The organism is Jannaschia halovivens (genome assembly GCF_046452375.1).
GTDB classification, from domain to species: domain Bacteria; phylum Pseudomonadota; class Alphaproteobacteria; order Rhodobacterales; family Rhodobacteraceae; genus Jannaschia; species Jannaschia halovivens.
On the sequence record NZ_JBKFDJ010000001.1, the window covers coordinates 1,637,822 to 1,662,714 of the forward strand.

A 24,893-nucleotide genomic window follows, 5' to 3' on the forward strand; every position below is an offset into this window, starting at 1 on the left:
CCCCTCGCCGGGGACGCTAGCGCCCACGCCACGGACATTCTAGCATGTCAGCCGATCAGGGGAGCACCGGATGACACTCAAGACACGACACTGGGACCGGCTGGGCAATGGCGGCCTCACCTTCACAGAGCTTGGCTTCGGGACCGCGCCCCTTGGCAATCTCTACCGCGCGATCACCGATGACGAGGCCGACGCCATCCTCGACCGGGCCTGGGCGGCGGGCGTGCGCTACTACGACACCGCACCGCTCTACGGTCTGGGTCTTTCGGAGACGCGGCTGAACCGGTTCCTCCGCGACAAGCCGCGCGACGAATATGTCCTCTCGACCAAGGTCGGGCGCTACCTCGTGCCCGCCACGCCCGAAACCCGCGACGGCCACGGAAAGTGGTTCGAGGTCCCGAACCGCAACGAGGTCTACGATTACAGCTATGACGGCGTGATGCGCTCGCTGGAAAGCTCCTTCGAGCGGCTGGGCGTCGACCGGATCGACATCCTCTTCGCCCATGACATCGACGTGCCGAATCAGGGCAGCCGCGCCAATGTGGACGCCAAGGTCGCCCAGCTGCAATCGAGCGGCTACCATGCGCTCGAGCAGATGCGGAAGGATGGCGCGATCACCGCCTTCGGCGCGGGCGTCAACGAATGGGAGGTCTGCCAGCAACTGGCCGAGGGGGGCGATTACGACCTCTTCCTGCTGGCGGGCCGCTACACGCTTCTGGAGCAGGAGGCGCTCACCTCCTTCCTGCCCCTCTGCGAGGCGCGGGGCATCGGCATCGTGACCGGCGGGCCCTACAATTCCGGCATCCTCGCCACCGGCCCCAAGCCCGGCGCGTTCTACAATTACGAGGTGGCCGAGCAGCCCGTCCTCGACCGCGTCGCCGCCATCGAGCGCGTCTGCCAGAGCCACGGCGTCAAGCTCGTGGACGCCGCCTTCCAGTTCCCGCTTCTTCACCCCTGCACCGTCAGCGTGGTGCCCGGCGGGCAAGGGGTGGCCGAGATGGACGGCAATCTCGCCGCCGCCCGGGCCGAGATTCCCGCGGCCCTCTGGTCCGACCTCAAGTCCGAGGGCCTGATGCGCGAGGACGCGCCGACGTGAACCGCCAACCCCTTCGATGTTCCGGAAGTATGCCGGGGGGTCCGGGGGGCTGGCCCCCCGGCTATGGGCTCGGTCCGGGGGGCTGGCCCCCCGGCTATAGGCTCGGTCCTGCGGGCCAGCCCCCCAGCCTCCTCAACTGGGCCCGACCGTGAGAGTCGACGCCCATCACCACCTCTGGCAGCCGCTGCGGGGCGACCACGACTGGATGCCCGAGGGCCACCCGATCCTCGACCGGCCCTACGCGCCCTCCGATCTGGCACCGCAACTCGACCGGCACGGCATCGACCGCACCGTGCTCGTCCAGGCCGCCGCCACGACCGACGAGACCGAGTACATGCTGGGTCTCGCCGACGCGACGGATTGGATCGGCGGCGTCGTCGGCTGGGTCGACTTCGAGGATGCGGACCAGCGCGCCACCCTCGCAAGACTGGCCCGCCACCCGAAATTCCTCGGGGTGCGGCCGATGATCCAGGACATCCCCGACGACGACTGGATGCTCCGCGCGGACGTCGCCTGGGGGTTCGCGGCGGTGGCGGAGCTGGACCTCACCTTCGATGCGCTCGGCTTCCCGCGGCACTTGGCCAATTTCCACACGATCCTCACCCGCCACCCCATGCGCGCCGTGATCGATCACGCGATGAAACCCGACATCGCGGGCGGCGCCTTCGACGACTGGGCCGCGGGCATGGCCCGGCTGGCCCGCGACACCACCGCTTGCGTCAAGCTGTCGGGCCTCGTGACCGAAGCCGCCGAGGGTTGGTTCGTGGACGATCTGCGCCCCTATGCCGACCATCTGTTCGAAACGTTCGGGGCGGACCGGATCATGTGGGGCAGTGATTGGCCCGTGTGCCGCCTGCGCGCCGAATACGGCGCGTGGCTCGAGGCGGCGGAGGCGCTGACGGCGGACCTGTCGCCGCAGGAGCGCGCGGCGATCTTCGGCGGAACGGCGGCGCGGATCTACCGGCTCTGAAGGAGTGGGGGGCGCTGCCCCCTGCCGCCCTCCGGGCGACTCCCCCGAGGTATTTCAGGCCAGAGGACGAGGCTCAGCGCGGTGTGGAGACGTGTCGCGCGGCATGGTCTTGGGCTACGGCAAGAGCCTTCGCCAACGACACGCCTGCCGCCATCGCCGCCGCGAGCGCGCCGCAGAACGCATCGCCCGCGCCGTGGGTCGAGATCACCTCGACCGCTTGGGCCGGCATCTCCGTCACGACGCCGCCCCGGTGCAGCGCCAGCCCATCGGCGCCCTTGGTGACGACCGTCGCCCATGCGCCGAAGGCCGCCGCTCCCAGCTGCGCCGCCTCGACCCGGTTCACGACCAGAATATCGACCCGCGCCATCAGCGCGGGATCCACGTCCCGCGCGGGCGCCGCGTTCAGGATCAGCGTCGCGCCCGGCGGCAGCGCGCGGGCCAGTGCCAGGTTAGCCGCCGCGGGCACCTCGTTCTGGATCAGCGCGACGGTCACATCCGCAGGCACCTCGCCCGGCATCGCCGCCGCGTTCGCCCCCGTGACGACGACCGCGCCATAGTCGCCCGTCGCGGTCTCGATGGCCACCGACATGCCCGACGCCCCCGCCACCCGCGCGACGCGATCCCGGTCCACGCTGGCCCCGTCCAGCTCGGCCAGCATACGGGCGCCCGCGTCATCGGACCCCACCGCGCCCGCGAAGGCGACCCGCGCGCCGCAGGCCGCCGCGGCCAGCGCCTGATTGCCGCCCTTGCCGCCGAAGCGATAGTCGACGTCCCGGCCGGGTAGAGTCTCATCGAGCGCGGGCAGACGGGCAGCCCGGACCACCACGTCCCAATGCAGCGATCCGAGGACGAGGATCATGTGCCCCGCTCACGCACCGTAGAGTGCCCGTGCCACGATCCGCTGCGACGCCGCCCCGTCCTGCCGCGCGATCGCGTCCCGCAACTCCGGCAGCGCCCCGATCTCGCCCGCCAGGGCGCGCAGCCGCTCGACCAGCGTGAGGTTCGTGCGCGCCTCCTCGACAGGGTTCAGTCCGCCGTGATCGGGGAAGGTGTCGAAATAGATCGCGCCGTCGTAGCCGATCCGCTCCAGCTCGACGAAGAGCTCGATCGTGGCGACGGGATGCACCGTCCCCACCATCAGCCCGTCGTCGCGCTTGCCGTAGCCGTCGTTGAGATGCACCCCCAGCAGCCGCGAATGCCGCGCGATCAGGTGGGCGGCGTGGGCCGGCATCTCGTCGGCATAAAGGACGTGCGCGAAGTCGAGCGTCACGCCAAGGTTCGACCGATCCGCCTCGCGTACGCCCAGAAGCGTCGTGCCCACGTCGGGCATCAGCGCGTAGGCGCGCGGCTCATTGGGCTTGTACTCGATGGCCACGTCGAGGCCGGGGTCATGGTCGGCCACGGCCTGCATCGCGGCGATCGTGTCGTCCCACATCCGACCGTACTCGCCCTGGAACGCGTAGTCGAACCCGTCCTGACCCATCCAGAGCGTTATCACCGTCCCGCCCATCGCGCGGCAGGCATCCATGCCGCGCTTCGTCAGGTCGACGGCCTTCTGTCGCACGTCGGCATCCGGGTTGGTGAACGCCCCGATCATGAAGCCCGGTTCGGTGTAGTAGCGCATCGCCACGCCGTTCAGCGTCATGCCCGCATCGCCCAGCACCGCGCCAAGTGTCTCGGGCGTCTGGCCGTCGAAATGGTCGGGATAGTTGAGGTCGGCGGTGTCGAGACCGCCCACCTGCCCCGCCGCCGCGATCATGCCGGCGATGCCCCCGCCCAGATCGCCCGCCATCGGCTTGAACGCGTTGAGCCGCGCGGCGTAGCGCGGGCGGTTCGGAATGGTCATGGCTGGTCCACTTGCGAGGGCGTCGGATCGGGCGAGAAGAGGTCGGGCCGCGCGGCTTCCAGCGGGGTCAGGAAGGTCATCAGCTGCGCGAGGTGATGCCGCATCGCCGCGCGGGCGGCGGCCCCGTCGCGCGCCTCCAGCGCCGCGACGATGGTGCGATGCTCGGCCAGCGTCTCGGCCACCCGGTCGCCCATCGGCAGGATCAGGCGGCGGGCGCGGTCGACATGGACCCAGGCCGTGTCGGACACGCGGGCCAGCCGCTGGAAGCCCGTGAAGTCGAGCAGCATCCGGTGCATCTCGCCGTCGAGCGCGTAGAACCCCGGAAAATCGCCATCCTCGACCATCACGCCCTGAAGGCGCAGGTTCCGGCGCAGGTCGGTCAGCTGTGCGTCGGTGATCCGGGGGGCGAGGTGGTCGATGGCGGCCAGCTCGATCGCCTCGCGCAGGAACGCGCCCTCGCGGATTTCGGCCATCGAGAGGCGGGCGACGAAGCTGCCGGCCTGGGGGACGACATCGACCAGCGCTTCGGTCGCAAGCCGGGTGACCGCCTCGGAGACGGGCGAGCGCGAGACGCCCAGCATGCCACAGATCTCTTCCTTGCGAAGCGCGGCGCCGGGATCGACGCGAAGCTCGACGATCGCCTCGCGGAGCGCCAGATAGGTTCGCCGCGCGAGCGTGCCCTCGTAGCTGTCGAGGGGGCGGAGCGTGATCGTGGGGGCAGCGGCCGACATGCTAGCATGCTACGTCGTCGCACCCGCCCCGGCAATCGCGCGCCGCGGGTCGGTCAGGCTGCGCCCCGGACGACCGGGAACCAATCCTCGCGCAGCCGCTCGCCGGCCGCCATCCCGTGGCCGGGAAAGGGCGGCGAGGTGGGGCCGGGCCGGTCCACGACGCGCGCATCGTCGCCGACGTAGCGCAGGGAGAACGCCCGCCGCCGCCGCTCGGCCACGTTGCCCCGCGCGCCGTGCAATGTGTCGAACGAGAAGGCCACCGCGTCGCCCGGCGCCATCTCCCATTCGAGGACGCGCATCCCCTCGGCATCTGGGTCCGGCACGGGGCGGTAGTCGCCGGGAAAGAATGCCTCCTCCGACAGCCAGCGGGTCGGCAGCACCGGCCGGTCCCAGAGATGCGAGCCCGCCACCAGCCGCAGCGTCGCGTCGCGCACCGGGTCGAGCGGCACCCAGAAGCTGACCGTCTGGCGCCCGCCGACGAAGTAGTAAGGACCGTCCTGGTGCCACGGCGTTGCGCGCGCGGTCCCCGGCTCCTTGACCAGCACGTGATCGTGGAAGAGCTGCACCCGCTCGGACCGCATCAACGCGGCGGCGGCCCCGGCGATGATCGGGTCGCGCGCGACTGCCTCGAAGGGCGGGATGCGGTGCCAGTTGACGTAGTCGTCGAAGAAGCGCCCGGCCTCGCCCGTCACCGTGTTCTCGGCGGCGTGGGGGCCCGGCGCGATCATGTTATGCGCCACGCCGTCGCGCAGATCCTCGACATGGGGCGCGAACAGGCCGCGCAGCACCACGGCGCCGTCGCGGGCAAAGTCGTCGGCGATCTCGGGGGTGACGATGTTCTTGGTATGGTCCATCCGACATCCATGCCTGCGGCGCGGCGATCCGTCCAGCCCCGCGACGCCACGTGACGCTGGAAGATCGCGCCGCAACGGCCTAGCTGTTGGGGCGACCCGTACCGAGCCGGAGCGTCGCCATGCGTCTGATCGTCAACGGAATCCCGCGCGACGTCGATGTCGAGCCGGACATGCCGCTCCTTTGGGTGCTGCGCGACGAACTGGGGCTTCACGGCACGAAATACGGATGCGGCATCGCGGCCTGCGGGGCCTGCACTGTGCATCTCGACGGTGTCGCCACGCGGTCCTGCCAGGTCTGGGCCGAGGACGCTGCGGGTGTCGAGATCACCACGATCGAAGGGCTGGGCACGCCCGACGCGCCCCATCCGGTCCAGGCGGCGTGGATCGAGACCCAGGTCGCGCAATGCGGCTACTGCCAGTCGGGCCAGATCATGCAGGCCGCCGACCTTCTTGCGACCATGCCCGATCCCACCGATGCCGAGATCGACGCGGCGATGGACGGCAATCTCTGTCGCTGCGCCACCTATCCGCGCATCCGCGCCGCGATCCGGCGCGCCGCGGCGCTGCGGGCGGAGGGCGCGTGATGGGCCGCGCCGGAACCATCGCGCGGCGGACCTTCCTCGTCGGCTCGGTCGCCATCGCGGGCGGCGTGGCCTTCGGCACCTGGCTCTACCGTCGCGAGGGCGCGAACCCCCTCCTGGCCGATCTCCCCGAGGGGGCGTCCGCGCTGACGCCCTACGTCCGGATCGACGCCGAGGGCGTGACGCTCATCACGCCGCGCGCCGATGTCGGACAGGGCGCGACCTCGATCCAAGCCTACCTGCTGGCCGAGGAGTTGGACGTCGATCCGCTGACCGTGCGCACCGATCCGGGGCCCGCCTCGGGTGCCTACTGGAACGGCAAGGTCGCCGCCGAGGGCTTCCCGCTGGCCGCCTGGGACGACGGCATCGCCGCCCGGACGGGGCGCGCGGCCTCGGACGTGGTGGGCAAGCTCGCTGGGCTGCACCTGACCGGGGGCTCGACCACGGTGCCCGACGCCTATGACCGCCTCCGCGCCGCCGGGGCCTCGGCCCGCGAGACGCTCAAGGCGGCCGCCGCCCTGCGGCTGGGCGTGGACGCGGCCAGGCTTTCGACCGCCGACGGCGCCGTGATCGGCCCCGATGGCCCGATCCCCTATGCCGAGCTCGCCGCCGAGGCCGCGGCCCTCGAGCCCGTGTCCGCCGTGCCGCGCGACCCAACCGAATGGCGCTGGCTCGGGCGCGACCACCGGCGCACCGACATCGTTGCGAAATCCACCGGCACCGCGCGTTACGGCACCGATATGAACCTGCCCGACATGCTCCACGCCACGGTCGTCGCCAACCCGACCCTCGGCGGGGGCGTCGCCGCCATCGACAGCGCCGAGGCGGAGGCGATGCGCGGCGTCGTCGCGATCCACCGCATCACCGACGGCGTGGCGGTCGTCGCCGACAACACCTGGCGCGCCATGCGCGCGGCCGATGCGGTCACCGTTGATTGGGGCACGCCCACCGCCCCCGCCACGACCGACGCGCATTGGGCCGCCCATGCCGCCGCCCTGACCGAAGGCACCCGCGACAGCCGCTTCGCCGATGACGGCGACGTCGCCGCCGCGACCGGCGACGCCTTCACGGCCGAGTATGGAGCGCCCTATCTGCATCACGCACCGATGGAGCCCGCCAACGCCACCATCCGCTACACGCCCGAGCGCACGGATATCTGGACCGGGACGCAGGTGCCGACCTTCGCCCGCGCCGCCGTGGCCGAGATCACCGGCCAGGACGCCGAGGCCGTCCACCTCCACAACCTGCCTTCGGGCGGCAGCTTCGGCCACCGGCTCGAGATGCTCTGGGTCCGGCAAACCGCCGAGATCGCGCGGCACCATCCGGGCCGCCCCGTCCGCATGACCTGGTCGCGCGAGGAGGACATGTCCCACCCGTTCCTGCGCCCCATGGCCGTCGCGCGCGGCGCGGGCACCACCGGCGGGGGCGAGGTCCGCAGCCTCGACCTCGCCATCGCGGCGCAGTCGGTGGCCGAAAGCCAGGTCGCGCGGCTGGGCTTTCCGCCCGTCGGCCCGGACCTCGCCATCGTCGCCGCCGCGTGGGATGCGCCCTACGCGCTGCCCGACCGTCGCGTCACCGGCCACCGGGTGCCCGCGACCGTTCCCGTCTCCTCCTGGCGGTCGGTGGGCGCCTCGCATAACGGCTTCTTCACCGAGACCCTGATGGACGAGCTGATCCACCAGGCCGGCGCCGATCCCGTGGCCGAGCGCCTGCGCCTGATCCATCACGCCCCGTCCCGCGCCGTCCTCGAGACCGTCGCCGACATGGCATCCTGGGACGGTCCGACGCCCGCGCCCGGCCGGGGCCGGGGCGTGGCCTTCACCTTCTCCTTCGGGGTGCCCTGCGCCCAGATCGTGGACGTCGACGAGACCGATGCCAGTCTTCGCATCACCGACCTCTGGATCGCGGCCGAGGTCGGGCGCATCCTCGACCCGGTCAATCTCGAGGCGCAGCTCTCGGGCGGCGCGCTCTTCGGGATGGGGCACGCGATGCACGCGGCGATCACCTTCGACGGTGGCATCCCGCGGGAGCGCAACTTCGACGGCTATGCGAGCCTGCGCATGGCCCAGACTCCGCGCGTGCATGTCCGCGCGCTGGAGACGACCGGCGCGATCCGGGGCGCGGGCGAGCCGGGCCTGCCGCCCGCCGCACCCGCGTTGGGCAACGCGATCTTCGCGGCCACCGGTCAACGCCTACGCCGGATGCCCTTCGCCGAGACCGTTCGCTTCGCCTGACCGCTGGACGGGTGCGCGGCGCGCGCGTAGGGCGGTGCCATGACCGATGCGCCCCTGCCCTACGCCGCCTATGTCTTCGACCTCGACGGCACGCTGATCGACAGCGCACCGGGCATCCACGCCGCCGTGGCCTCGATGTGCGCCGAGCTGGACCTGCCCGCGCCCGACCTCGAGACCATGACCGGGTTCATCGGCAATGGCGTGCCCACGCTGATCGCCCGCGTGCTGGCCTGGGCCGAAGCCGATCCCGACCGCCACCCTGAGGCGCTCGCCGCCTTCACCCGTGCCTACGAGGCCGATCCCGCGGGCGGCACAACGATCCTGCCCGGCGTGCCCGAGACACTGCGCGCGCTGGCCACACGGGGTGCTCGGATCGGGCTCTGCACCAACAAGCCCGCCGCGCCGGCCCGCGCCATCCTCGACCTCCTGGCGCTCGGACCCTTTCACGCCGTCGCGGGGGGCGACACGCTGTCGGTCCACAAGCCCGATCCCGCACCGCTTCTGCATGTCATCGCGGCCCTCGGCGCGACACCGGACACGACGCTCTACATCGGCGACTCGGCGGTGGACTGGACGACGGCGGACGCGGCAAATGTCGACTACGCCCATCTCCATGGCGGCTACCAGAATGGCCGCATCCCCGCCCAGGGCCCGGCGCAATGGATCGACATCCTGTCCGACCTTCTGCCCTGAGCCGACGCGCGATTTGCAAGTGATTCGCGAAACGCCTATGTTCGAGGCATCAGACGTCATAAAAATACAGTACCGGGGCGCTTGAACCCCCGGTCGGTTGAGGAACGGACAGGTGCGTAAGGAACGCGAACAGATCGCGGCGATGCCGCTGCGGTGGAACGACGACCGGGTCGAGGTTCTGATGATCACCTCGCGTGACACGGGGCGCTGGATCGTGCCGAAGGGCTGGACCATGAAGGGCATCAAGCCCTGGGCCGCCGCCGGCATCGAGGCGCTGGAGGAAGCCGGGGCCAAGGGCCATATCGGCCGCGAGATCTTCGGGACCTACCACTATCGCAAGCGGTTCGACGACGGCAGCTCGCAGCGCTGCCGCGTCCGGGTCTATCCAATGATCGTCGACGACCTGAAGAAGTCCTGGAAGGAAGAGGACGAGCGCACGCGCAAGTGGTTCGGCCTCGAAGCCGCCGCCGATCTGGTGGACGAGCCCGAGCTGGCCGACATGCTGCGCCAGTTGCACGTCAAGCCCAAGAAGCACCCGGTGGCGGGCCCGCTCCTGAAGCGCGCGGCCTCCTGAGCGATCTGCCTTGGGGCATCACGACAAAAGGCCGGACCTGAAGTCCGACCTTCGGGTCGATCGTCTGGATGGGGGTTAGTCGGCGGGCGGTCAGCCCCGGTTCGGACCCCGGCGCGGGTCGTTGCGGACGGGGATCGGAATGGCGTCGGGCTGCGGCGCCAAAGCACCCAGCACCTCGGACAGTTTGTCCTTTAGGGTGTCTGCCAGCTTGCCGATGGTCCCGCGGGAATCCGCCATGATCGCCTCCTTGCCGTGCAGATGAAGGTGGGGCGATGCAGGGGGGGCTTCAAGCGAAAACTGCACCTTGTGCGACAATCCGCCCGAGGTGACACCGAATTGTGAACGCGGGGTCACCCGCCGCGGCAGCCCTCGATCTCGACCGCGCGCCGGTCCCCGATCACCGTGATCCGCACCCGCGAGCGGTCGATCGCGACGTTGCGCCCGCCGCCCACCATCAGCTCTGATGTGGCGACCAGCGTGCCGCCCCGTCGGCTGACCTGCGCGTCCGTCACCCAGACGCCGGGATCAGGCACTTCGAAGACCACCGTCTCGGATCGGCCCACCGGCGGCAGCGCGATCTCGCCCGTCAGCGCGAGGCCGTCGCGCGTCGGGCGCAGGCGGCAGGTGGCATCGGCCGAGACGCGGCGCGGCCGGTCTGCCAGCGCGGCGGCCAGGAGAGGATCGGGTGTGCGTCCTCCGCTCAGTGCGCCCGTCACCCGCACCCGCGCGGGCAGGCATATATCCGAGCAGACCCCGAGGTCGAGGACCCCGTCGAGCGTCGGCACCGCACCGGTCGCGACCACCAGCAGCGGCAAAACGAAGTCGGAATCGTAGCCGATCGACAGCGCACCCGCGGTGCGGAACAGCCGGGGCGTGGGCCAGGCCGGCGTCACCGAGGCCACGCCCCGCGACCGACGCCAATCCATGCGGGGCGCGATGCCCGCGGCACCTGCGCTCCGCCAATAGGTCTTCCAGCCGGGGGCGAGGTCGAAGCGCAGCCCCGCGACATGGGTGCCGTCGGCCTGCCGCCAGCCGGGGATCAGCTCGACCCGCAGCGCCTGCGATACGTCGTCGAGCATCTGCGCGCGCGCGGCGGGGGCGGCGAGGGTGACGGCGGCGAGGGCGAGGAAGAGAAGGCGGCGAAGCATCGCCCGCATCTAGGACGCCCGCCGCCGGATTGGAATTCACGGCTGCGGCATCGCGCGCTCAGCGCGGCGCGGCCGCCCGGCGCAGCCGATCGAGGATCGCACGTCCGAGCCCCTGCTCGGGGATCGGCGCGACGTCGATCCGCTCCAGCCCTCGTGCCCGCGCCAGAGCGTCGATCCGGTGGAGGTGGTCGAAAAGGTTGGCCGCCGCCGCCCCGAGGTCGCTCTCGGGCGACAGGTTCAGATCGCCCGCGACCGGGCCGAAGCCCAGATGGACCGCGTCCGGCGCGGCTTCGGTCACGTCGAGCCGGACCGGGGCCGACGGCGCGTAATGCGATGCGAGCTGACCCGGCGCCTGCACCCGGCCGGGGGTGACGTCGCGCGGCAGCGGATGGCCCAGCGCGGCCTCGATCGCCTCGGCCGGCAGCCCGCCCTCGCGCAGGAGCGTCGCGGGGCCGGTCCGCAGGATCGTCGATTCAAGGCCGACCGGGCATGCCCCCCCGTCGAGCACCATGTCGACGCGGTCGCCCAAGCCCTCGCGGACATGCTCGGCCCGGGTCGCGCTGATCCGGCCCGAGGGGTTGGCCGAGGGCGCGGCCACGGGGCCGTCCACCGCGCGGAGCAGCGCTTGCGCCAGATCCGCCGCCGGCACCCGGATCGCCACCGTCGGCTGCCCCGCCGTCACCAGCGGCGAGAGGCCGTGCCCGTCGCGCAGCGGTAGCACCAGCGTCAGGGGGCCGGGCCAGAACCGGTCCGCCAGCGCAAGCGCTTCGGCGTCGAAGCCCGCGATCCGCGCGGCAGCGGCGCGGTCCGCGACATGGACGATCAGCGGGTTGAAGCTGGGCCGTCCCTTGACCGCGAAGATCCGCGCCACAGCGCGCCCGTCGGTCGCAAGCGCGCCGAGCCCGTAGACCGTCTCGGTCGGGAAGGCCACGAGCCCGCCCCCGCGCAGGCAAGCGGCGGCTGCGGCGACGTCGTGACGTGGTGTTCGGCTTGAAGCCATGAGGTCTGGGACCTTACGTTGCCCGTGAATACGTCACCCGACTTACGCGGCGCCCGCGCGCACCGCCAGCCAGAGGTTGCCCCATGCCCTATCGCGCCCCCGTCTCCGAGCTGCGCTTCGTTCTCGACCACGTCGTTGGCTTCGACCGCGTCGCCGCCACCGAGACCTTCGAGGAGGCCACGCCCGAAACCGTCGAGGCGATCCTGACCGAAGCGGGGCGCATGGCCGAGGAGGTGCTGGCGCCCCTGAACCGGCAGGGCGACCTGCATCCCGCGCATCTCGAGAACGGCGTCGTGCGCACCTCGCCCGGCTTCGCCGACGGCTTCCGTGCCATCGCCGAGGGCGGCTGGATCGGCATGTCCGCCGACCCCGCGCATGGCGGCATGGGCCTGCCCATCGCGCTGACCATGGCGGTGAACGAGATGATCGGCTCGGCCTGTCTCGCCCTTCAGCTGAACCCGCTCATGACCCAGGGCCAGATCGAGGCGCTGGAGGCCCATGCCTCCGACGAGCTCCGCGATCTCTACATCCCGAAGCTCATCTCGGGCGAGTGGTGCGGCACGATGAACCTGACCGAGCCGCAGGCCGGCTCGGATGTCGGCGCGCTGAAGTCCAAGGCCGTGCCCAATGGCGACGGGACCTACGCGGTCACGGGACAGAAGATCTACATCTCCTGGGGCGACAGCGATTTCGCGGGCAATATTTGCCACCTCGTCCTCGCGCGGCTGCCCGACGGGACCGAGGGCACCAAGGGCATCAGCCTCTTCATGGTCCCGAAGCGCATTCCCGACGCCGACGGCAACCCGGGCGTGGCCAACGACCTCAAGGTCGTCTCGCTCGAGCACAAGCTGGGTCTCCACGGCTCGCCCACGGCGGTCATGCAGTATGACGGCGCGACCGGCTGGCTGGTGGGCGAGCCCCACAAAGGCATGGCCGCGATGTTCACCATGATGAACAACGCGCGGCTGGGCGTCGGCGTCCAGGGCCTCAGCGTGGCCGAGGCGGCGATGCAGCACGCCATCGGCTACGCGGTCGACCGGCGGCAGGGCAAGAACTCGGTCAAGGACGGCTCGATCCTCGAACATGCCGACGTGCGCCGGATGGTGCTGGGCATGAAGGCGGACATTTTCGCGGTCCGGTCGATCGCGATGGATTGCGCGGTGGCGCTCGACATGGCCAAGGCCACCGGCGATGCCGCGTGGCGCGCGCGCGGCGCGTTCCTGACGCCCATCGCCAAAGCCTTCGGCACCGATACCGGCATCCGCATCGCGGGCGAGGGCATCCAGGTCCACGGCGGCATGGGCTTCGTCGAGGAGACGGGGGCCGCGCAATACCTGCGCGACGTGCGCGTCACCGCGATCTACGAAGGCACCAACGGCATCCAGGCGATGGATCTCGTGGGCCGCAAGCTGATGGATGGGGGGGCCGCGGCCTTCGCGATCCTCGACGAGGTGGCGGAGACGGACCACGCGGACCTGCGCGCCGCCGCCGCCGACCTGCGCACGCTGACCGAATGGATGCTTGCGCAGGACATGGAGGACCGCTTCGCGGGTGCCGTGGCCTATCTCGCCGCCTTCGCCCGCATCCTCGGCGTCCACTACCACCTGCGCGCGGCCGCCGCCGACCCGACCCGCGCCGGACTGGCCCGCATCGCCGCGAACCGGATGCTGCCCGAGGCGCTGGCCGAAATGGCCAAAGCGCGGACGGGGGCCGAGGAGCTGTTCGCCATTTCCTCCGAGGAGATCGCGGCCTAGGTGAAGCGGTCGGCCCGCTGATGCGGGCCGACCCGCCGGGCGGGCGCGGCCCCGTCGTCCATCGGGCTCGAACCGATGGCGCCACGATGAACGACCCCCCGAGGTATTTCGGGCCAGAGGAACAGGCGGGACGGGCGATGAAGGACACCGAGATTCCCGACGGCTATGCCGGTCTGACCTTTCCCTGGAACGAGCCGCCTGCCGAGGGCGAGGCGATCGAGGTGGCCGAGGGTGTGCTCTGGGCGCGGCTGCCGCTGCCGATGGCGCTGGACCACGTTAACATCTACTTCCTGCGGGAGGCCGATGGCTGGGCGATGGTCGATACCGGGTTCGACACCAAGCGGACGCGCGCCATCCTCGAGCGGCTGCGCGCCGGGCCACTGGGCGGACGGCCCATCACGCGGCTTCTGGTGACCCATCACCATCCCGATCACGTCGGGCTGGCCGGGATGCTGCAGTCCGAAGGCGCGGAGCTCCTGATGACCCGCACGGCGTGGCTCCTGGCGCGGATGCTGATGCTCGACGAACAGGACGTGCCCCCACCCGAGACGATCGAATACTGCCGCCGCTGGGGCATCGCGTCCGAGATGCTGGCCAAGCGCGCGACCGAGCGGCCCTTCAACTTCGCCGATATCTGCGCGCCCCTGCCGCTAGGCGTGACCCGCATCGCCGAGGGCGACCGGCTGGAATTCGGCGGGCGGCGTTGGGACGTGGCGCGGGGCGACGGGCACGCGCCGGACCATGCGGTGCTCTTCGAGGCAGGAGGCGACCTCGTGATCGGGGGCGACCAGCTCCTGCCGGGGATTTCGCCGAACCTTGGGCTCTATCCGACCGAAGCGAATGCCGATCCGGTGGGCGACTGGCTGGAGGCCTGCGACCGGCTGATGCCGCTGGCGCGCCCGGATCAGCTCGTGCTGCCGGGGCATAAGACACCCTATCGCGGCCTGCCGACGCGGCTGGCCTCGCTCAAGCAGAACCATGTCGCGGCGCTCGACCGGCTGCACGCGCATCTTGCGACGCCCCGCACGGGCGGCGAATGCTTCGCGCCCCTCTTCAAGCGGAAGATCGACGACGCGACCTATGGGCTCGCCTTCTTCGAAGCGATCGCCCATCTGCGCCACCTCCACGTCGCCGGCCGCGCCATCCGCGAGACACGCGACGACGGCGTCTGGACCTTCCGCGCCGCGTGACGTGATCGCCCGGTGCTTGACCCGCGCCGCGCGTCGGCCAAGGTTCGACCCATGACGGATGCTCCCGACATCGCCACCTCGGCCGAGGCCATGGAGGCCGACGCGTTGCCGCGCTGCGCCGAGCCCCATGCCGACGGCACGGACCACGCCCCCGCCATGCCCGAAGCCGTCGCGCGCGGCGCCAAGGCGCGCAGCCCGGCGGAATGGGCCTATCAGCGCGTGATCCTCTACCTGAAGGCCTTCGAGGAAGAGCTGGACGACGATCACGAGGTGGCGATGGGCTTCACGGGCGGCGCCACCGGCATCCTGCGCATCCAGGGCATCGGGTTCCACGCGCCGGACCTGCTGACCTTCTCGGGGCTCGACGAGCATGGCCATCGCTGCCAGCTGATCCAGCATGTGAGCCAGACCGGCGTGCTGCTCCGGGCCGTCCCGAAGCCCCGCGACCGGCCCAAACCCGAACGCATCGGCTTCCGTCTCGCCCGCGCGCTCGAGACCGACGAGACGCCGCCAACACCCCGTGACACCGAACCCGCGACGGGATAGGACCGCACCCGACAGACCAGACGACACCGGAGCGAGACCGTATGGCCGACGACCACAAACAGGGCGAGATGGACATCACCGAGCAGGAGAAGACCTTCGCCGGCTTCATGACCTTCACCAAATGGACCGTGATCGCGATCATCGTGATCCTGATCCTGCTGGCGATCTTTCGGACCTGACCGTGATGCTGCGCGCCTGCCTGACCGCCCTGATGCTGCCGCTGCTGGCCGCCTGCGGGGCCGACAACATCTACGCCCCGATGGAGGAGGTCGCCGCCCGCGCCTATGCCGAACCCGGCCCGGCCAAACTGACCCTGCTGACGGCGATCAACAACCGCTCGGGTTCGGGCGGGCATTCGGCGTTGATGGTGTCGGGCAGCCAGAGGGTGATCTTCGATCCCGCGGGCACGTGGTGGCATCCCACGGCCCCCGAGCGGGGCGACGTGAAGTTCGGTGTGACGCCCGCGATCTACGACATCTACCTCGATTACCACGCCCGTCCCGAATACCACATGGTCATGCAGGAGATCACCGTCTCGCCCGAAATGGCCGAGCGCGCGCTCCAGATCGTGCAGGCTCACGGTCCCGCCTCCAAGGCCACCTGCGGCCAGTCCGTCTCGGGCATCCTGCGCGAGCTGGGGTTCAACCAGGTTCGGCAGAGCTGGTATCCCGACCGCATCATGGACGATTTCGCGAGGGTGCCCGGCGTGACCGAGCGCAAGCTCTTCGACGACACCGACGATCCCCATTCTCCGGGCCGTCCGCCGGTGACCTTCGACGCGGACGGCAACGTCATCCAGGCAGGCTGAGGCGCGGGGACCGCGACCGCGGGGGTTGACGCGCACGGCCCTCGCGTCACCCTACCCGGAGATCCCCGCCCGGAGCCCCCGATGTCCCAGAGCCTGCCGCTTCCCTGCACCGCCGCGGCCGACGGGCCTGCGCGGTCGGTCCCCTCGGGCACCGGCACGCTCGTGGCGACGACGATCGGCTCGTCGCTGGCCTTCGTGCTCGGCTCCATCGTCAACGTCGCGCTGCCGCAGATGCAGGCCGCCTTCGACGCGGGCGCGACCGGCGCGCAGTGGATCGTCAACGCCTACCTTCTGCCGCTGGGCGCGCTCGTCTTGATCGGCGGCGCGTTGGGCGACCATTACGGCCGCCGCCGCGTCTTCCAGATCGGGCTTCTGATCTTCACCGCCTCCTGCGCGCTGGCGGCGGTGGCCTCGTCCTTTCCGGTCTTTCTCGCGGCCCGCGCGCTCGAAGGCGTAGGCGCAGCCCTGATCGCGCCGACCTCGCTCGCCATCATCGCGGACGCGTTCACCGGTCCGGCCCGTGGCCGCGCGGTCGGCACCTGGGCGGGCGCGGGGGCTGCGGCGGGGGCGCTGGCCCCGGTCGCGGGTGGCTGGATCGTCGATGCCGCGGGCTGGCGATGGGCCTTCGTCGCCGTAATCCCCTTCGCCGTACTCGCCTTCGTCGTGGCCGCCCGCGCCATTCGCGAAAGCGTCGCCGAAACCGACGATCGCGCGCCCCTCGACCTCGTGGGGGCGGCGCTGGTCGGCACCGGGCTCCTGGCCTTGATTTGGGGTCTCGTCGCCCTGCCCGACCGGGGCACGACCGGCGCGGTGATGGCGGCACTCGGCGGGGGTGCGGCTCTGCTTGCGGGCTTCGTCGCGGTCGAGGCGCGCAAGGGCGACCGTGCCATGACGCCGCTTCGCCTCTTTCGCGACGCCTCCTTCTCGGGGCTGACCGGCTTCACCTTCCTGCTCTACGCGGCACTCGGCGGGCTGATGCTGATCCTGCCCTACGTCCTCATCAGCGATCAGGGCTACAGCGCCACGCAAGCGGGCCTCGCCCTCCTGCCCTTCCCGCTGATCCTCGGCGTGCTGTCCCGCTTCACCGGCGGCCCGCTGGCCGATCGCTACGGCGCCCGGCTCCTGCTGACGGTCGGCGCGACGCTGGTCGCGGGCGGCTTCGCGTGGTTCGGCCTCGTCCCCGCCGAAGGCGTCTCCTACACGGCCGACATCCTGCCGCCGCTGGTCGTGCTGGCGCTTGGCATGTCGCTCTCGGTCGCACCCCTCACCAGCGCGGTGCTCTCCTCGGCGGGGGATCGCTACGCGGGCGTCGCCTCGGGGATCAACAACGCGATCAGCCGGATCGGCGGGCTGGTGGCGACCGCGCTCCTGGGGCTTGTGCTGCTCGGGGGCGATCTCATGGCGGGCTTCGCGCTGGCCGCGTGGACCGGGGCGGCGCTGGCGCTCGGATCCGCCGCGGTCGCCTGGCTTACCGTTCGTCCGGCGTAAGTCCCGCCGGCACGCGCTCGGCCTCCGCAACCACCCGCCGCAGGAACCCTTCGGTCAGGTCACCGACCGTCTCGGCGATCGCCGCGGCCCCTTCGGCGCGCAGCTCCTCGGGCGCGTTGTAGCCCCAGGAGACTCCGACCGCCGGGATGCCCGCCCGCGCCGCCATCTGCATGTCATAGCGCGAGTCGCCCACGAGGACCGTCGTCCGGGGGCCGTGCCCCGCCTCCTCCATCGCCTTCAGAACCATCTCGGGACTGGGCTTGGACGGGTTGAGCTCGGCACATTGGACGGAGGCGAACATCCGGTGCCAATCCATCGAATCGAGGAGATGCCCGACGCTGCGGATCGATTTCCCCGTCGTGATCCCCAGCGTGATCCCGGCACGATAGAGGTCGAACAGCATCGCCTCCGTCCCCGGAAAGACCGGCGGATCGATCTGACGGACGATGGTGTCGAAATAACGCGTCCGGTATCCGGCCTGTATCTTGTCACGTCGGTCGGGATCGAGCCCGCGGGTCAGAATGTCGATCATCTCGCGCAGGGACAGGCCGATCAGCCGCATCACATCCGAGCGGGTCGGTGGCGTCTCGCCCGCCGCGCGAAATGCCCCGATCATCGAATCCGCGATCAGGCCGCCACCGTCGAGGATCGTGCCATCGACATCGAAGAGCACGAGAAGAGGCGACGCCGACGGACGCGGTATGACCCGCCCGCTTGGATTGCATTTCGTCGACCAGTCTCGCCCCGGCATCGGATCGCCTCCTGTTCACGTCAAGAGTTATGGGCCAATCGGTGGTCAGCAAGCGGATATACGCATTTGCGGCGCATTTGCGCCTGATTTGATCGAATTTTTACTGTTTCTCAGTCTTTTAACGAATTCTTAAGATCTTTCGAGGTGCCCTCGCAAAGGCCATCAGCCGCCCTTCGAAGATCCCCTCGGACCGGGGAAACATGCGTTTTCACCGCTTGAAAACGAAGAACCCCCGGCACCGCGAGGGCACCGGGGGTCCGATTCGTCCGGCGGACCGGCGTTAGGGGTGACTTACATCATCCCTTCGCGCTGGGCTTTCTTCCGAGCGAGCTTGCGGGCGCGCCGAATCGCTTCGGCCTTCTGCCGCGCCTTCTTCTCGGAGGGCTTCTCGAAATGTTGCTTGAGCTTCATCTCGCGAAACACACCCTCGCGCTGCAGCTTCTTCTTCAGGGCCCGGAGGGCCTGATCGACATTGTTGTCGCGAACGCTGACCTGCATGTGGTTTTCACCACCTTTCTAGGTTGGAGTTGTCCCGTCATCGGGTGCAGGAAGTGGCCATATAGGCTGGGGCCCCTATCTTGTCCAGCAACCCGACACCGCCGCCCGGAGGCCCGCATGACACCCCTGAAGGACCGCATCCTCGACGCCGCTCTGAACCACGTGCCCTTCGACGGCTGGTCCGCGGCCACCCTGCGCGCTGCCATCCGCGACGCGGGCGTCAGCCCCGCCGAGGGACGTGCGGCCTTCCCCCGCGGTGCCGTCGATCTGGCACTGGCCTTCCATGCGCGCGGCGACGCCCGCATGATCGAGCAGCTGCGCGCCGAGGACCTGACCGCGCTCCGCTTCCGCGATCGCATCGCCCATGCCGTCCGCGCCCGCCTCGTCATCGCCGGTGAGAACCGCGAGGCCGTGCGCCGCGGGGTCACGCTCTTCGCGCTGCCGATCCATACCGCCGACGGGCTCCGCGCGCTCTGGGGCACGGCGGACGCGATCTGGAACGTGCTGGGCGACAGCTCGCGCGACGTGAACTGGTACACCAAGCGTGCCACGCTCTCGGGTGTCTATTCGGCGACCGTGCTCTACTGGCTCGGCGACCAGTCGGAGGGTCACCGCGAGACCTGGGACTTCCTGGACCGCCGGATCGACGACGTAATGACCATCGAGACGGTCAAGGGCCGGGTGCGCGACTCCCCGATCCTGTCGCGGCTGATGGCGGGGCCGAACATACTGCTGTCGCGCATTCACGCACCTGCCGCCACGCCGCCCGCCGACCTGCCCGGCCATTGGCGCGACCCCAGCTGAGGCGCGGCCTCAGCCCCGCCAGAGCGTCCAGAGCGTGACGCCATGCACCGCCGCGATCCCGAGATTGGCCGCCGCCACGGGGTGCCCGATCCCCAGCATCGGGACGGTGATCAGCTTGTAGACCACCTGCACGGCCAGCAGCCCCGGCACGACCGCCGCGCGCCACGGCGCGGGCGCGACCAAGAGCACCGCGCTCACCACGAGGATAGCAAGATAGACCGAGATCAGGGTGCGCCGCGCGGGCGCGTCGCCACCGAATGCGACCTCGGATCCTGCCGATCCTCCGAGGAGACCCCAGAGCACGGGGACGAGCACGACGACGTTCAGCACAAGCGAGACATGGACCATGCCGGGCCAGCTAGAACTCGACCCCACCCCCGTCTAGGGTCGCCCCGACCCGCCGCACCCGCCGCCCCGGAGATCCCATGTCCGACACCATGACCGCCATCGAGATCACGTCACACGGCGGCCCCGAGGTCCTGCGCCCGACCACGCGCCCCGTGCCCGTGCCCGGCCCCGACCAGATCCTGATCGCGGTCGACCACGCGGGCGTGAACCGTCCCGACGCGCTGCAACGCGCAGGCGCCTACAACCCGCCGCAGGGCGCGTCCGACCTGCCCGGTCTCGAATGCGCGGGCATCGTCGCCGCCGTGGGCTCCGGCGTCACCCGCTGGGACGTGGGCGACCGGGTCTGCGCGCTGCTGCCCGGCGGCGGCTACGCGGAATACGCCGTCACCCATGGCGACCACGCGCTGCGCATCCCCGATGGCCTCTCGATGGCGCAGGCCGCGGCCTTGCCCGAGACATTCTTCACCGTCTGGACCAACGTGTTCGACCGCGGCGCCCTCCGGGGCGGCGAGCGATTCCTCGTCCATGGCGGCTCCTCGGGCATCGGAACGACCGCGATCCAGCTCGCCGTGGCGCGCGGCGCGCGGGTCTTTGCGACCGCCGGTTCGCCGGAGAAGGTCGCCGCCTGCGCCGCCCTCGGGGCCGAGGCGATCAACTACCGCGAGGCCGATTTCGTCGAAGCGCTGCGCGCGGCGGGCGGCGCCGATCTCATCCTCGACATGGTCGGCGGCGACTATCTGCCCCGCAACATCAAGGCGCTCGCCGATGACGGGCGGCTGGTCCAGATCGCCTTCCTACAGGGCCCGAAGGTCGAGTTGAACTTCGCGCAGCTCATGGTCCGCCGCCTGACGATCACCGGCTCGACTCTGCGCCCGCAATCCGACCTCGCCAAATCCCGCATCGCCGACGCCCTGCGCGCCGAAGTCTGGCCTCTTCTCGACACGGGCCGGATCGCCCCGGTCATGGACGAGACCTTCGCCCTGACCGACGCCGCCGCCGCCCATGCCCGGATGGAAGCGGGCGACCATATCGGAAAGATCGTCCTAAAGGTCCGTTGAGGTCAACGCGCCGCCGCCACGCGCCGACCCCTCAGGTCTTTGCTCTCGAAAATATGCCAGCCCGACCTCGGGCCCGGGCGCGCGCCCGCCGCGGCCCACGCAGACTATTCAGCGAATAGTCTGCCCCCCTCAGCGTGTCAGCGTGCGCCCGACGGCATCCGACCACCCGGCATAGCGGTCCTCGCGGTCCGCCTCGGCCATCTCCGGCTCGAACCGCCGCTCCAGCGCCCAGTCTTCGGCGAACCCGTCCATGTCCGGGCAGACGCCCGCGCGCATGCCCGCGAGCCATGCGGCACCGAGCGCCGTCGTCTCAAGGACCTCGGGCCGGTCCACCGGCGCGCCGAGGATGTCCGACAGGAACTGCATCGACCAATCGGACGCGCTCATGCCGCCGTCGACCCGAAGGACCGTGTCGCCCAAGCCCCCCATATCGGCGCGCATCGCGTCGAGCAGGTCCCGCGTCTGGTAGCCGACGCTTTCCAGCGCGGCGCGCGCGAACTCCGCGGGGCCCGATCCGCGCGTCAGCCCGAAGATCGCGCCGCGCGCGTCCGGGTCCCAATGCGGCGCGCCGAGCCCCGTGAAGGCCGGGACGAGATAGAGCCGCTGCGCAGGGTCCGCCGCCTCGGCCAGCGCCTGCGTCTCCGCCGCCGACCCGATGATCCCCAGCCCGTCGCGCAGCCATTGCACCACGGCGCCCGCGATGAAGATCGACCCCTCGAGCGCGTAGGTCGGCACCCCGTCCAGCTGGTACGCCACCGTCGTCAGCAGCCGATTGGTCGACGCCACCGGCGCCTCCCCCGTATTCAGAAGGGCAAAGCACCCCGTCCCATAGGTCGATTTCATCATCCCCGGCTCGAAACACGCCTGCCCGATCGTCGCCGCCTGCTGGTCGCCAGCGACGCCGAGGATCGGGATTTCGGGGCCCAGCAGGTCGGTCGTCCCGAACTCGGACGCGCAGTCGCGCACCTCGGGCAGCATCCCCATCGGCACGTCCAGAAGACCGCAGACATGGTCGTCCCACGCGCCCGCGTGGATGTTGTAGAGCATCGTCCGACAGGCATTCGTCGCGTCCGTCACATGGGCCCGTCCCCTGGTCAGCCTCCAGATCAAGTAGCTGTCGATCGTGCCGAAGAGGAGGTGTCCGGCCTCGGCATCCGCCCGCGCGCCGTCGACATTCTCGAGGATCCAGCGCAGTTTCGTGCCGCTGAAATACGGGTCCATCAGCAGGCCGGTCCGCGCCGTCACCTCGGCCTCGTGGGCCGCCATCTCGCGACAGAACGCGGCCGTGCGCCGGTCCTGCCAGACGATGGCGCGATGCACCGGCGCGCCGGTCCGGCGGTCCCAGACGGCGGTCGTCTCGCGCTGGTTGGTGATGCCGATGGCCGAGATGTCGCCCGCGTCGATGCCGGCGGTCTCGACCACCTCGCGGCAGGTCCGCGCGACGGTGGCCCAGATGTCCTCGAGATCGTGCTCGACCCAGCCGCTATCGGGGAAATGCTGTGCGAACTCCTCCTGCGCCGTCGCGACGATCTTCAGATCCGCCGAGAAGAGGATGGCCCGGCTGGACGTCGTGCCCTGGTCGATGGCGAGGATATGGGTCATGGCGCGGCCTCCCTGCTGGCGTCCCAGAGATGTCGCGGATCGGACGGCGACGGGCAAGAGGCGGCACGACGCCTCAGGCCCGGCCCCCAAAACCCGGGGGGCCGGCCCCCCGGACCCCCCCGGCATATTTCCAGAGCAAAGACGGGGCGGGCGGGTCCCGGGCGCGGTCGGCCGGGTTTATGTCGATTTCTCCGCATGTCGTCACGCCTGCGTTAGCGCCCGTCGCGGGCGCGTGAGGCCGGTGCGGCAGGGGTGCAGATGCTGTGCATGGATGCACTTATTTCGCGCCGATCTCACGCGTCCGTGCATTGCGGCAGCGGCCTCGGACGCGCATCTTCATCCCATCAGCAGGGCATGCACCGCCCCGCCGCATCGCAACCGGGCCGAACACAACCACGGGCCCACACCAAGGACAGAACACATGAAAACCCTCATCGCCTCCGCCCTCGTCGCCGCCGCCGCCTTCGCCGCCCCCGCCACCGCGCAGGTCGGCGCCGGCACCGCCGCCGCCATCGCCCATTTTAACCAGTCGCACGACACCCAGGACAACCGCACCGCGCTCCGCGGCGGCGTCTCGAACACCTTCGTCTCGACCCGCTCGGCCTCCAGCGACCGCGCCTACGCGATCTTCAACGCCCAGGCCGACAACGTGAACGCGCTCCGCGGGCTCTACGGCCAGGCCGGCGTTTCCGGCACCCCGGCCTACGGCGCCGAGATCTTCGCCCGCATCCAGGCCGAAAGTCTCGAGAACGAGTGACCCCCGGACCGGGCCGCGCCCCCGACAGGTCTCTCCCCCCGCCCCCGCGCGACCCGATCACGACCCCCGGTGCAAGCCGGGGGTCGTTCCTCATTCCACCTGCGCCACCAGCTCCGCCACGCGGGGGCCCAGCGCCTCGACGATCACGCCGACGCCGTCGCGGTTGGGATGGATGCCGTCGCCCTGCATGTAGCGGGCCCGCGCCTCGGCTACGCCGACCTCGGCGATCAGCGGCCCGAGGAAGCTCGTCTCGTGGAGCGCGCCGTATTCCGCGGCTAGTTCGGGATACATCGCGTCGAACGCGGCCTTGAAGGCGGGGCCGTAATTGCCCGGCGCCTCGAGCCCGATCACGAGAACGGGCAAGGCCCCCGCCCCGGCGAGGATGCCGTCGAGATTGGCACGGCTCGTCGCCGGCGGCAGTCCCCGGAGGAGGTCGTTCCCGCCCAGCGCCACGATCAGCGCGTCGACCTCGGGCGTCAGCGTCCAGTCCAACCGCGCGAGCCCGCCCGCCGTCGTGTCGCCCGACACGCCGGCGTTCACGATCCGGGCATCGACGCCCTCCGCATCGAGCCAGGCCTGAAGCTGCGGCACGAAGCCCTGGCCGTCGGGCAGGCCGTAGCCCGCCGTCAGGCTGTCGCCCAGCGCGGCCACGGTCACCGTCTCAGCCTGCGCCACCCCGGCGCCCGCCATGAGGACGGCGGCGACCTGAACCGACTTGTTCAGCCAGCGGCGGGCCCCATATCCCACCCGACGCACCCACGCCACGAGGTTCCCCATGGTCCTGTCGCTCCGCGACGTCTCGCTCACGCTCCCCGGCAATGCGGGACTGGTCGACATCCTCCACGATATCTCGCTGGAGGTGAGCGCGCGCGACAGTGTGGGTCTGGTGGGGCCTTCGGGGTCCGGCAAATCGTCTCTCCTCATGCTCATGGGCGGGCTGGAGCGGGCCTCGTCGGGCAAGGTCGAGGCGCTGGGCCGCGATCTGACCGCGATGGACGAGGACGCGCTGGCCCGGTTCCGCCGCGAACATATGGGGGTGGTCTTCCAATCCTTCCACCTGATCCCGACGATGACCGCGCTGGAAAACGTCGCCACGCCGCTGGAACTGGCGGGCCACGCGGACGCGTTCGACCGCGCCGAGGCCGAACTGGACGCCGTCGGCCTCGGCCACCGGACCGACCATTACCCGTCCCAGATGTCGGGCGGCGAACAGCAGCGCGTGGCGCTGGCCCGCGCCGCCGCCCCGCGCCCCGACATCCTTCTGGCGGACGAGCCGACGGGCAATCTCGACCAGGCCACGGGTGCTGCGATCATGGATCTTCTGTTCGGGCTCCGCGACCGCCACGGCGCGACGCTGATCCTCGTAACCCATTCGACCGAACTCGCCGCGCGCTGCGACCGCACCGTCAGACTGGTCGACGGTCGGCTCGAAAGCGAGACGCGCCGCGACCTGCGCGTCACCGATGCCGCCCAGACCGGCGCCGCCCGTCCCGCCGTGGACGCCGCCGAATGACGCCCGCGCCGTCGCCGCTGGCCCCAAGACGCCCCGACCGCCGGTCGTT

General features: G+C 70.8%; 28 protein-coding genes. 16 read left to right on the forward strand and 12 right to left on the reverse strand.

Going from position 1 to position 24,893, the window contains the following annotated elements; translation table 11 throughout:
- Positions 1–70 precede the first annotated feature (70 nt).
- Together ACK8OR_RS08220 and ACK8OR_RS08225 are read left to right on the forward strand one after the other, a co-directional pair.
- On the forward strand, positions 71–1,096 hold the full coding sequence (locus ACK8OR_RS08220; RefSeq protein WP_410188927.1) for an aldo/keto reductase: 1,026 nt from the start codon (positions 71–73) through the stop codon (positions 1,094–1,096).
- A gap of 148 nt (positions 1,097–1,244) precedes the next feature.
- Positions 1,245–2,066 (forward strand): amidohydrolase family protein, encoded by an 822-nt coding sequence (locus ACK8OR_RS08225; RefSeq protein ID WP_410188928.1) that lies wholly within the window; start codon positions 1,245–1,247, stop codon positions 2,064–2,066.
- A gap of 73 nt (positions 2,067–2,139) precedes the next feature.
- Here the strand turns inward: ACK8OR_RS08225 and ACK8OR_RS08230 are convergent, their stop codons facing one another.
- Genes ACK8OR_RS08230 through ACK8OR_RS08245 form a run of 4 tightly spaced genes read right to left on the reverse strand, consistent with a single transcriptional unit; the run spans position 2,140 to position 5,497 of the window.
- Positions 2,140–2,925, reverse strand: coding sequence for a PfkB family carbohydrate kinase (locus ACK8OR_RS08230; RefSeq protein WP_410188929.1), 786 nt, complete (start codon positions 2,923–2,925; stop codon positions 2,140–2,142).
- A gap of 9 nt (positions 2,926–2,934) precedes the next feature.
- Positions 2,935–3,912, reverse strand: coding sequence for a TIM barrel protein (locus ACK8OR_RS08235; protein WP_410188930.1), 978 nt, complete (start codon positions 3,910–3,912; stop codon positions 2,935–2,937).
- A complete protein-coding gene (locus ACK8OR_RS08240) occupies positions 3,909–4,643 on the reverse strand; it encodes a GntR family transcriptional regulator (protein ID WP_410188931.1) in 735 nt (244 codons plus the stop codon). The genes ACK8OR_RS08235 and ACK8OR_RS08240 overlap by 4 nt, the downstream gene beginning before the upstream one ends.
- Before the next feature lie 53 nt (positions 4,644–4,696).
- Positions 4,697–5,497, reverse strand: a complete 801-nt coding sequence (locus ACK8OR_RS08245) for a phytanoyl-CoA dioxygenase family protein (RefSeq protein ID WP_410188932.1) — start codon at positions 5,495–5,497, stop codon at positions 4,697–4,699.
- Positions 5,498–5,616: 119 nt separating this feature from the next.
- On the opposite strand from ACK8OR_RS08245, the gene ACK8OR_RS08250 reads away from it, so the two are divergent.
- The 4 genes from ACK8OR_RS08250 to ACK8OR_RS08265 all read left to right on the forward strand — a co-directional run bounded on the left by ACK8OR_RS08250 (position 5,617) and on the right by ACK8OR_RS08265 (position 9,579).
- Entirely contained in the window at positions 5,617–6,081 is a 465-nt protein-coding gene (locus ACK8OR_RS08250; protein ID WP_410188933.1) for a (2Fe-2S)-binding protein, read from the forward strand.
- Entirely contained in the window at positions 6,081–8,312 is a 2,232-nt protein-coding gene (locus tag ACK8OR_RS08255) for a xanthine dehydrogenase family protein molybdopterin-binding subunit (RefSeq protein WP_410188934.1), read from the forward strand. The genes ACK8OR_RS08250 and ACK8OR_RS08255 overlap by 1 nt, the downstream gene beginning before the upstream one ends.
- A 39-nt stretch (positions 8,313–8,351) precedes the next feature.
- Positions 8,352–9,005, forward strand: coding sequence for a phosphoglycolate phosphatase (gene gph / locus ACK8OR_RS08260; protein WP_410188935.1), 654 nt, complete (start codon positions 8,352–8,354; stop codon positions 9,003–9,005).
- 112 nt (positions 9,006–9,117) lie between these two features.
- On the forward strand, positions 9,118–9,579 hold the full coding sequence (locus ACK8OR_RS08265) for an NUDIX hydrolase (RefSeq protein WP_410188936.1): 462 nt from the start codon (positions 9,118–9,120) through the stop codon (positions 9,577–9,579).
- A 90-nt stretch (positions 9,580–9,669) separates the two neighbouring features.
- Here the strand turns inward: ACK8OR_RS08265 and ACK8OR_RS08270 are convergent, their stop codons facing one another.
- From ACK8OR_RS08270 to ACK8OR_RS08280, 3 genes are all read right to left on the reverse strand, one after another.
- On the reverse strand, positions 9,670–9,816 hold the full coding sequence (locus ACK8OR_RS08270; RefSeq protein ID WP_410188937.1) for a hypothetical protein: 147 nt from the start codon (positions 9,814–9,816) through the stop codon (positions 9,670–9,672).
- Positions 9,817–9,929: 113 nt separating this feature from the next.
- Positions 9,930–10,727, reverse strand: coding sequence for a protein-disulfide reductase DsbD domain-containing protein (locus tag ACK8OR_RS08275; RefSeq protein ID WP_410188938.1), 798 nt, complete (start codon positions 10,725–10,727; stop codon positions 9,930–9,932).
- 58 nt (positions 10,728–10,785) lie between these two features.
- The gene (locus tag ACK8OR_RS08280) at positions 10,786–11,727 is read right to left on the reverse strand and encodes an L-threonylcarbamoyladenylate synthase (protein WP_410188939.1); all 942 of its coding nucleotides are present in this window, start codon (positions 11,725–11,727) and stop codon (positions 10,786–10,788) included.
- A gap of 83 nt (positions 11,728–11,810) precedes the next feature.
- Between ACK8OR_RS08280 and ACK8OR_RS08285 the strand changes: the two genes are divergently transcribed.
- The 6 genes from ACK8OR_RS08285 to ACK8OR_RS08310 all read left to right on the forward strand — a co-directional run bounded on the left by ACK8OR_RS08285 (position 11,811) and on the right by ACK8OR_RS08310 (position 17,513).
- Complete coding sequence (locus ACK8OR_RS08285) at positions 11,811–13,481, forward strand: acyl-CoA dehydrogenase (protein WP_410188940.1); 1,671 nt, start codon at positions 11,811–11,813, stop codon at positions 13,479–13,481.
- Positions 13,482–13,618: 137 nt separating this feature from the next.
- Positions 13,619–14,671 (forward strand): MBL fold metallo-hydrolase, encoded by a 1,053-nt coding sequence (locus ACK8OR_RS08290; protein ID WP_410188941.1) that lies wholly within the window; start codon positions 13,619–13,621, stop codon positions 14,669–14,671.
- A 51-nt stretch (positions 14,672–14,722) separates the two neighbouring features.
- Positions 14,723–15,217, forward strand: coding sequence for a DUF6173 family protein (locus ACK8OR_RS08295; RefSeq protein ID WP_410188942.1), 495 nt, complete (start codon positions 14,723–14,725; stop codon positions 15,215–15,217).
- Positions 15,218–15,258: 41 nt separating this feature from the next.
- Entirely contained in the window at positions 15,259–15,396 is a 138-nt protein-coding gene (locus ACK8OR_RS08300) for an aa3-type cytochrome c oxidase subunit IV (RefSeq protein ID WP_298435441.1), read from the forward strand.
- A gap of 5 nt (positions 15,397–15,401) precedes the next feature.
- Positions 15,402–16,025, forward strand: coding sequence for a hypothetical protein (locus ACK8OR_RS08305; RefSeq protein ID WP_410188943.1), 624 nt, complete (start codon positions 15,402–15,404; stop codon positions 16,023–16,025).
- Positions 16,026–16,106: 81 nt separating this feature from the next.
- Positions 16,107–17,513, forward strand: coding sequence for an MFS transporter (locus ACK8OR_RS08310; protein WP_410188944.1), 1,407 nt, complete (start codon positions 16,107–16,109; stop codon positions 17,511–17,513).
- Here the strand turns inward: ACK8OR_RS08310 and ACK8OR_RS08315 are convergent.
- Positions 17,494–18,264, reverse strand: a complete 771-nt coding sequence (locus ACK8OR_RS08315; RefSeq protein ID WP_410188945.1) for an HAD family hydrolase — start codon at positions 18,262–18,264, stop codon at positions 17,494–17,496. The genes ACK8OR_RS08310 and ACK8OR_RS08315 overlap by 20 nt on opposite strands.
- 291 nt (positions 18,265–18,555) lie before the next feature.
- Positions 18,556–18,762: a 30S ribosomal protein S21 gene (rpsU, locus tag ACK8OR_RS08320; RefSeq protein WP_109564695.1), complete on the reverse strand. Its 207-nt coding sequence runs from the start codon at positions 18,760–18,762 to the stop codon at positions 18,556–18,558.
- Between the two features lie 117 nt (positions 18,763–18,879).
- Here rpsU and ACK8OR_RS08325 point away from each other — a divergent pair, with 117 nt between their 5' ends.
- Complete coding sequence (locus tag ACK8OR_RS08325) at positions 18,880–19,566, forward strand: COQ9 family protein (protein ID WP_410188946.1); 687 nt, start codon at positions 18,880–18,882, stop codon at positions 19,564–19,566.
- 9 nt (positions 19,567–19,575) lie between these two features.
- Here ACK8OR_RS08325 and ACK8OR_RS08330 read toward each other — a convergent pair whose 3' ends face one another.
- Positions 19,576–19,914, reverse strand: a complete 339-nt coding sequence (locus ACK8OR_RS08330) for a hypothetical protein (protein WP_410188947.1) — start codon at positions 19,912–19,914, stop codon at positions 19,576–19,578.
- A gap of 77 nt (positions 19,915–19,991) precedes the next feature.
- Between ACK8OR_RS08330 and ACK8OR_RS08335 the strand changes: the two genes are divergently transcribed.
- Positions 19,992–20,972 (forward strand): NAD(P)H-quinone oxidoreductase, encoded by a 981-nt coding sequence (locus ACK8OR_RS08335; RefSeq protein ID WP_410188948.1) that lies wholly within the window; start codon positions 19,992–19,994, stop codon positions 20,970–20,972.
- Positions 20,973–21,101: 129 nt separating this feature from the next.
- Here ACK8OR_RS08335 and glpK read toward each other — a convergent pair whose 3' ends face one another.
- On the reverse strand, positions 21,102–22,574 hold the full coding sequence (glpK, locus tag ACK8OR_RS08340; protein ID WP_410188949.1) for a glycerol kinase GlpK: 1,473 nt from the start codon (positions 22,572–22,574) through the stop codon (positions 21,102–21,104).
- Positions 22,575–22,995: 421 nt separating this feature from the next.
- Here glpK and ACK8OR_RS08345 point away from each other — a divergent pair, with 421 nt between their 5' ends.
- Positions 22,996–23,331 carry a hypothetical protein gene (locus ACK8OR_RS08345; RefSeq protein ID WP_410188950.1) on the forward strand — a complete coding sequence of 112 codons (336 nt, stop codon included), beginning with the start codon at positions 22,996–22,998 and terminating at the stop codon, positions 23,329–23,331.
- Positions 23,332–23,421: 90 nt separating this feature from the next.
- Here ACK8OR_RS08345 and ACK8OR_RS08350 read toward each other — a convergent pair whose 3' ends face one another.
- Positions 23,422–24,021, reverse strand: coding sequence for an arylesterase (locus tag ACK8OR_RS08350; RefSeq protein ID WP_410189881.1), 600 nt, complete (start codon positions 24,019–24,021; stop codon positions 23,422–23,424).
- Positions 24,022–24,106: 85 nt separating this feature from the next.
- Here ACK8OR_RS08350 and ACK8OR_RS08355 point away from each other — a divergent pair, with 85 nt between their 5' ends.
- Positions 24,107–24,844: an ABC transporter ATP-binding protein gene (locus tag ACK8OR_RS08355; protein ID WP_410188951.1), complete on the forward strand. Its 738-nt coding sequence runs from the start codon at positions 24,107–24,109 to the stop codon at positions 24,842–24,844.
- Positions 24,845–24,893 lie beyond the last annotated feature (49 nt).

Bases quoted from the DNA above. Each gene is read 5' to 3' on its own strand.
- ACK8OR_RS08220 (WP_410188927.1), top strand. From the start codon at position 71: ATGACACTCAAGACACGACACTGGGACCGGCTGGGCAATGGCGGCCTC.
- ACK8OR_RS08230 (WP_410188929.1), bottom strand. From the start codon at position 2,925: ATGATCCTCGTCCTCGGATCGCTGCATTGGGACGTGGTGGTCCGGGCT.
- ACK8OR_RS08235 (WP_410188930.1), bottom strand. From the start codon at position 3,912: ATGACCATTCCGAACCGCCCGCGCTACGCCGCGCGGCTCAACGCGTTC.
- ACK8OR_RS08240 (WP_410188931.1), bottom strand. From the start codon at position 4,643: ATGTCGGCCGCTGCCCCCACGATCACGCTCCGCCCCCTCGACAGCTAC.
- ACK8OR_RS08245 (WP_410188932.1), bottom strand. From the start codon at position 5,497: ATGGACCATACCAAGAACATCGTCACCCCCGAGATCGCCGACGACTTT.
- ACK8OR_RS08250 (WP_410188933.1), top strand. From the start codon at position 5,617: ATGCGTCTGATCGTCAACGGAATCCCGCGCGACGTCGATGTCGAGCCG.
- ACK8OR_RS08255 (WP_410188934.1), top strand. From the start codon at position 6,081: ATGGGCCGCGCCGGAACCATCGCGCGGCGGACCTTCCTCGTCGGCTCG.
- gph (WP_410188935.1), top strand. From the start codon at position 8,352: ATGACCGATGCGCCCCTGCCCTACGCCGCCTATGTCTTCGACCTCGAC.
- ACK8OR_RS08270 (WP_410188937.1), bottom strand. From the start codon at position 9,816: ATGGCGGATTCCCGCGGGACCATCGGCAAGCTGGCAGACACCCTAAAG.
- ACK8OR_RS08275 (WP_410188938.1), bottom strand. From the start codon at position 10,727: ATGCTTCGCCGCCTTCTCTTCCTCGCCCTCGCCGCCGTCACCCTCGCC.
- ACK8OR_RS08280 (WP_410188939.1), bottom strand. From the start codon at position 11,727: ATGGCTTCAAGCCGAACACCACGTCACGACGTCGCCGCAGCCGCCGCT.
- ACK8OR_RS08285 (WP_410188940.1), top strand. From the start codon at position 11,811: ATGCCCTATCGCGCCCCCGTCTCCGAGCTGCGCTTCGTTCTCGACCAC.
- ACK8OR_RS08290 (WP_410188941.1), top strand. From the start codon at position 13,619: ATGAAGGACACCGAGATTCCCGACGGCTATGCCGGTCTGACCTTTCCC.
- ACK8OR_RS08295 (WP_410188942.1), top strand. From the start codon at position 14,723: ATGACGGATGCTCCCGACATCGCCACCTCGGCCGAGGCCATGGAGGCC.
- ACK8OR_RS08300 (WP_298435441.1), top strand. From the start codon at position 15,259: ATGGCCGACGACCACAAACAGGGCGAGATGGACATCACCGAGCAGGAG.
- ACK8OR_RS08305 (WP_410188943.1), top strand. From the start codon at position 15,402: ATGCTGCGCGCCTGCCTGACCGCCCTGATGCTGCCGCTGCTGGCCGCC.
- ACK8OR_RS08310 (WP_410188944.1), top strand. From the start codon at position 16,107: ATGTCCCAGAGCCTGCCGCTTCCCTGCACCGCCGCGGCCGACGGGCCT.
- ACK8OR_RS08315 (WP_410188945.1), bottom strand. From the start codon at position 18,264: ATGCCGGGGCGAGACTGGTCGACGAAATGCAATCCAAGCGGGCGGGTC.
- rpsU (WP_109564695.1), bottom strand. From the start codon at position 18,762: ATGCAGGTCAGCGTTCGCGACAACAATGTCGATCAGGCCCTCCGGGCC.
- ACK8OR_RS08325 (WP_410188946.1), top strand. From the start codon at position 18,880: ATGACACCCCTGAAGGACCGCATCCTCGACGCCGCTCTGAACCACGTG.
- ACK8OR_RS08330 (WP_410188947.1), bottom strand. From the start codon at position 19,914: ATGGTCCATGTCTCGCTTGTGCTGAACGTCGTCGTGCTCGTCCCCGTG.
- ACK8OR_RS08335 (WP_410188948.1), top strand. From the start codon at position 19,992: ATGTCCGACACCATGACCGCCATCGAGATCACGTCACACGGCGGCCCC.
- glpK (WP_410188949.1), bottom strand. From the start codon at position 22,574: ATGACCCATATCCTCGCCATCGACCAGGGCACGACGTCCAGCCGGGCC.
- ACK8OR_RS08345 (WP_410188950.1), top strand. From the start codon at position 22,996: ATGAAAACCCTCATCGCCTCCGCCCTCGTCGCCGCCGCCGCCTTCGCC.
- ACK8OR_RS08350 (WP_410189881.1), bottom strand. From the start codon at position 24,021: ATGGCGGGCGCCGGGGTGGCGCAGGCTGAGACGGTGACCGTGGCCGCG.
- ACK8OR_RS08355 (WP_410188951.1), top strand. From the start codon at position 24,107: ATGGTCCTGTCGCTCCGCGACGTCTCGCTCACGCTCCCCGGCAATGCG.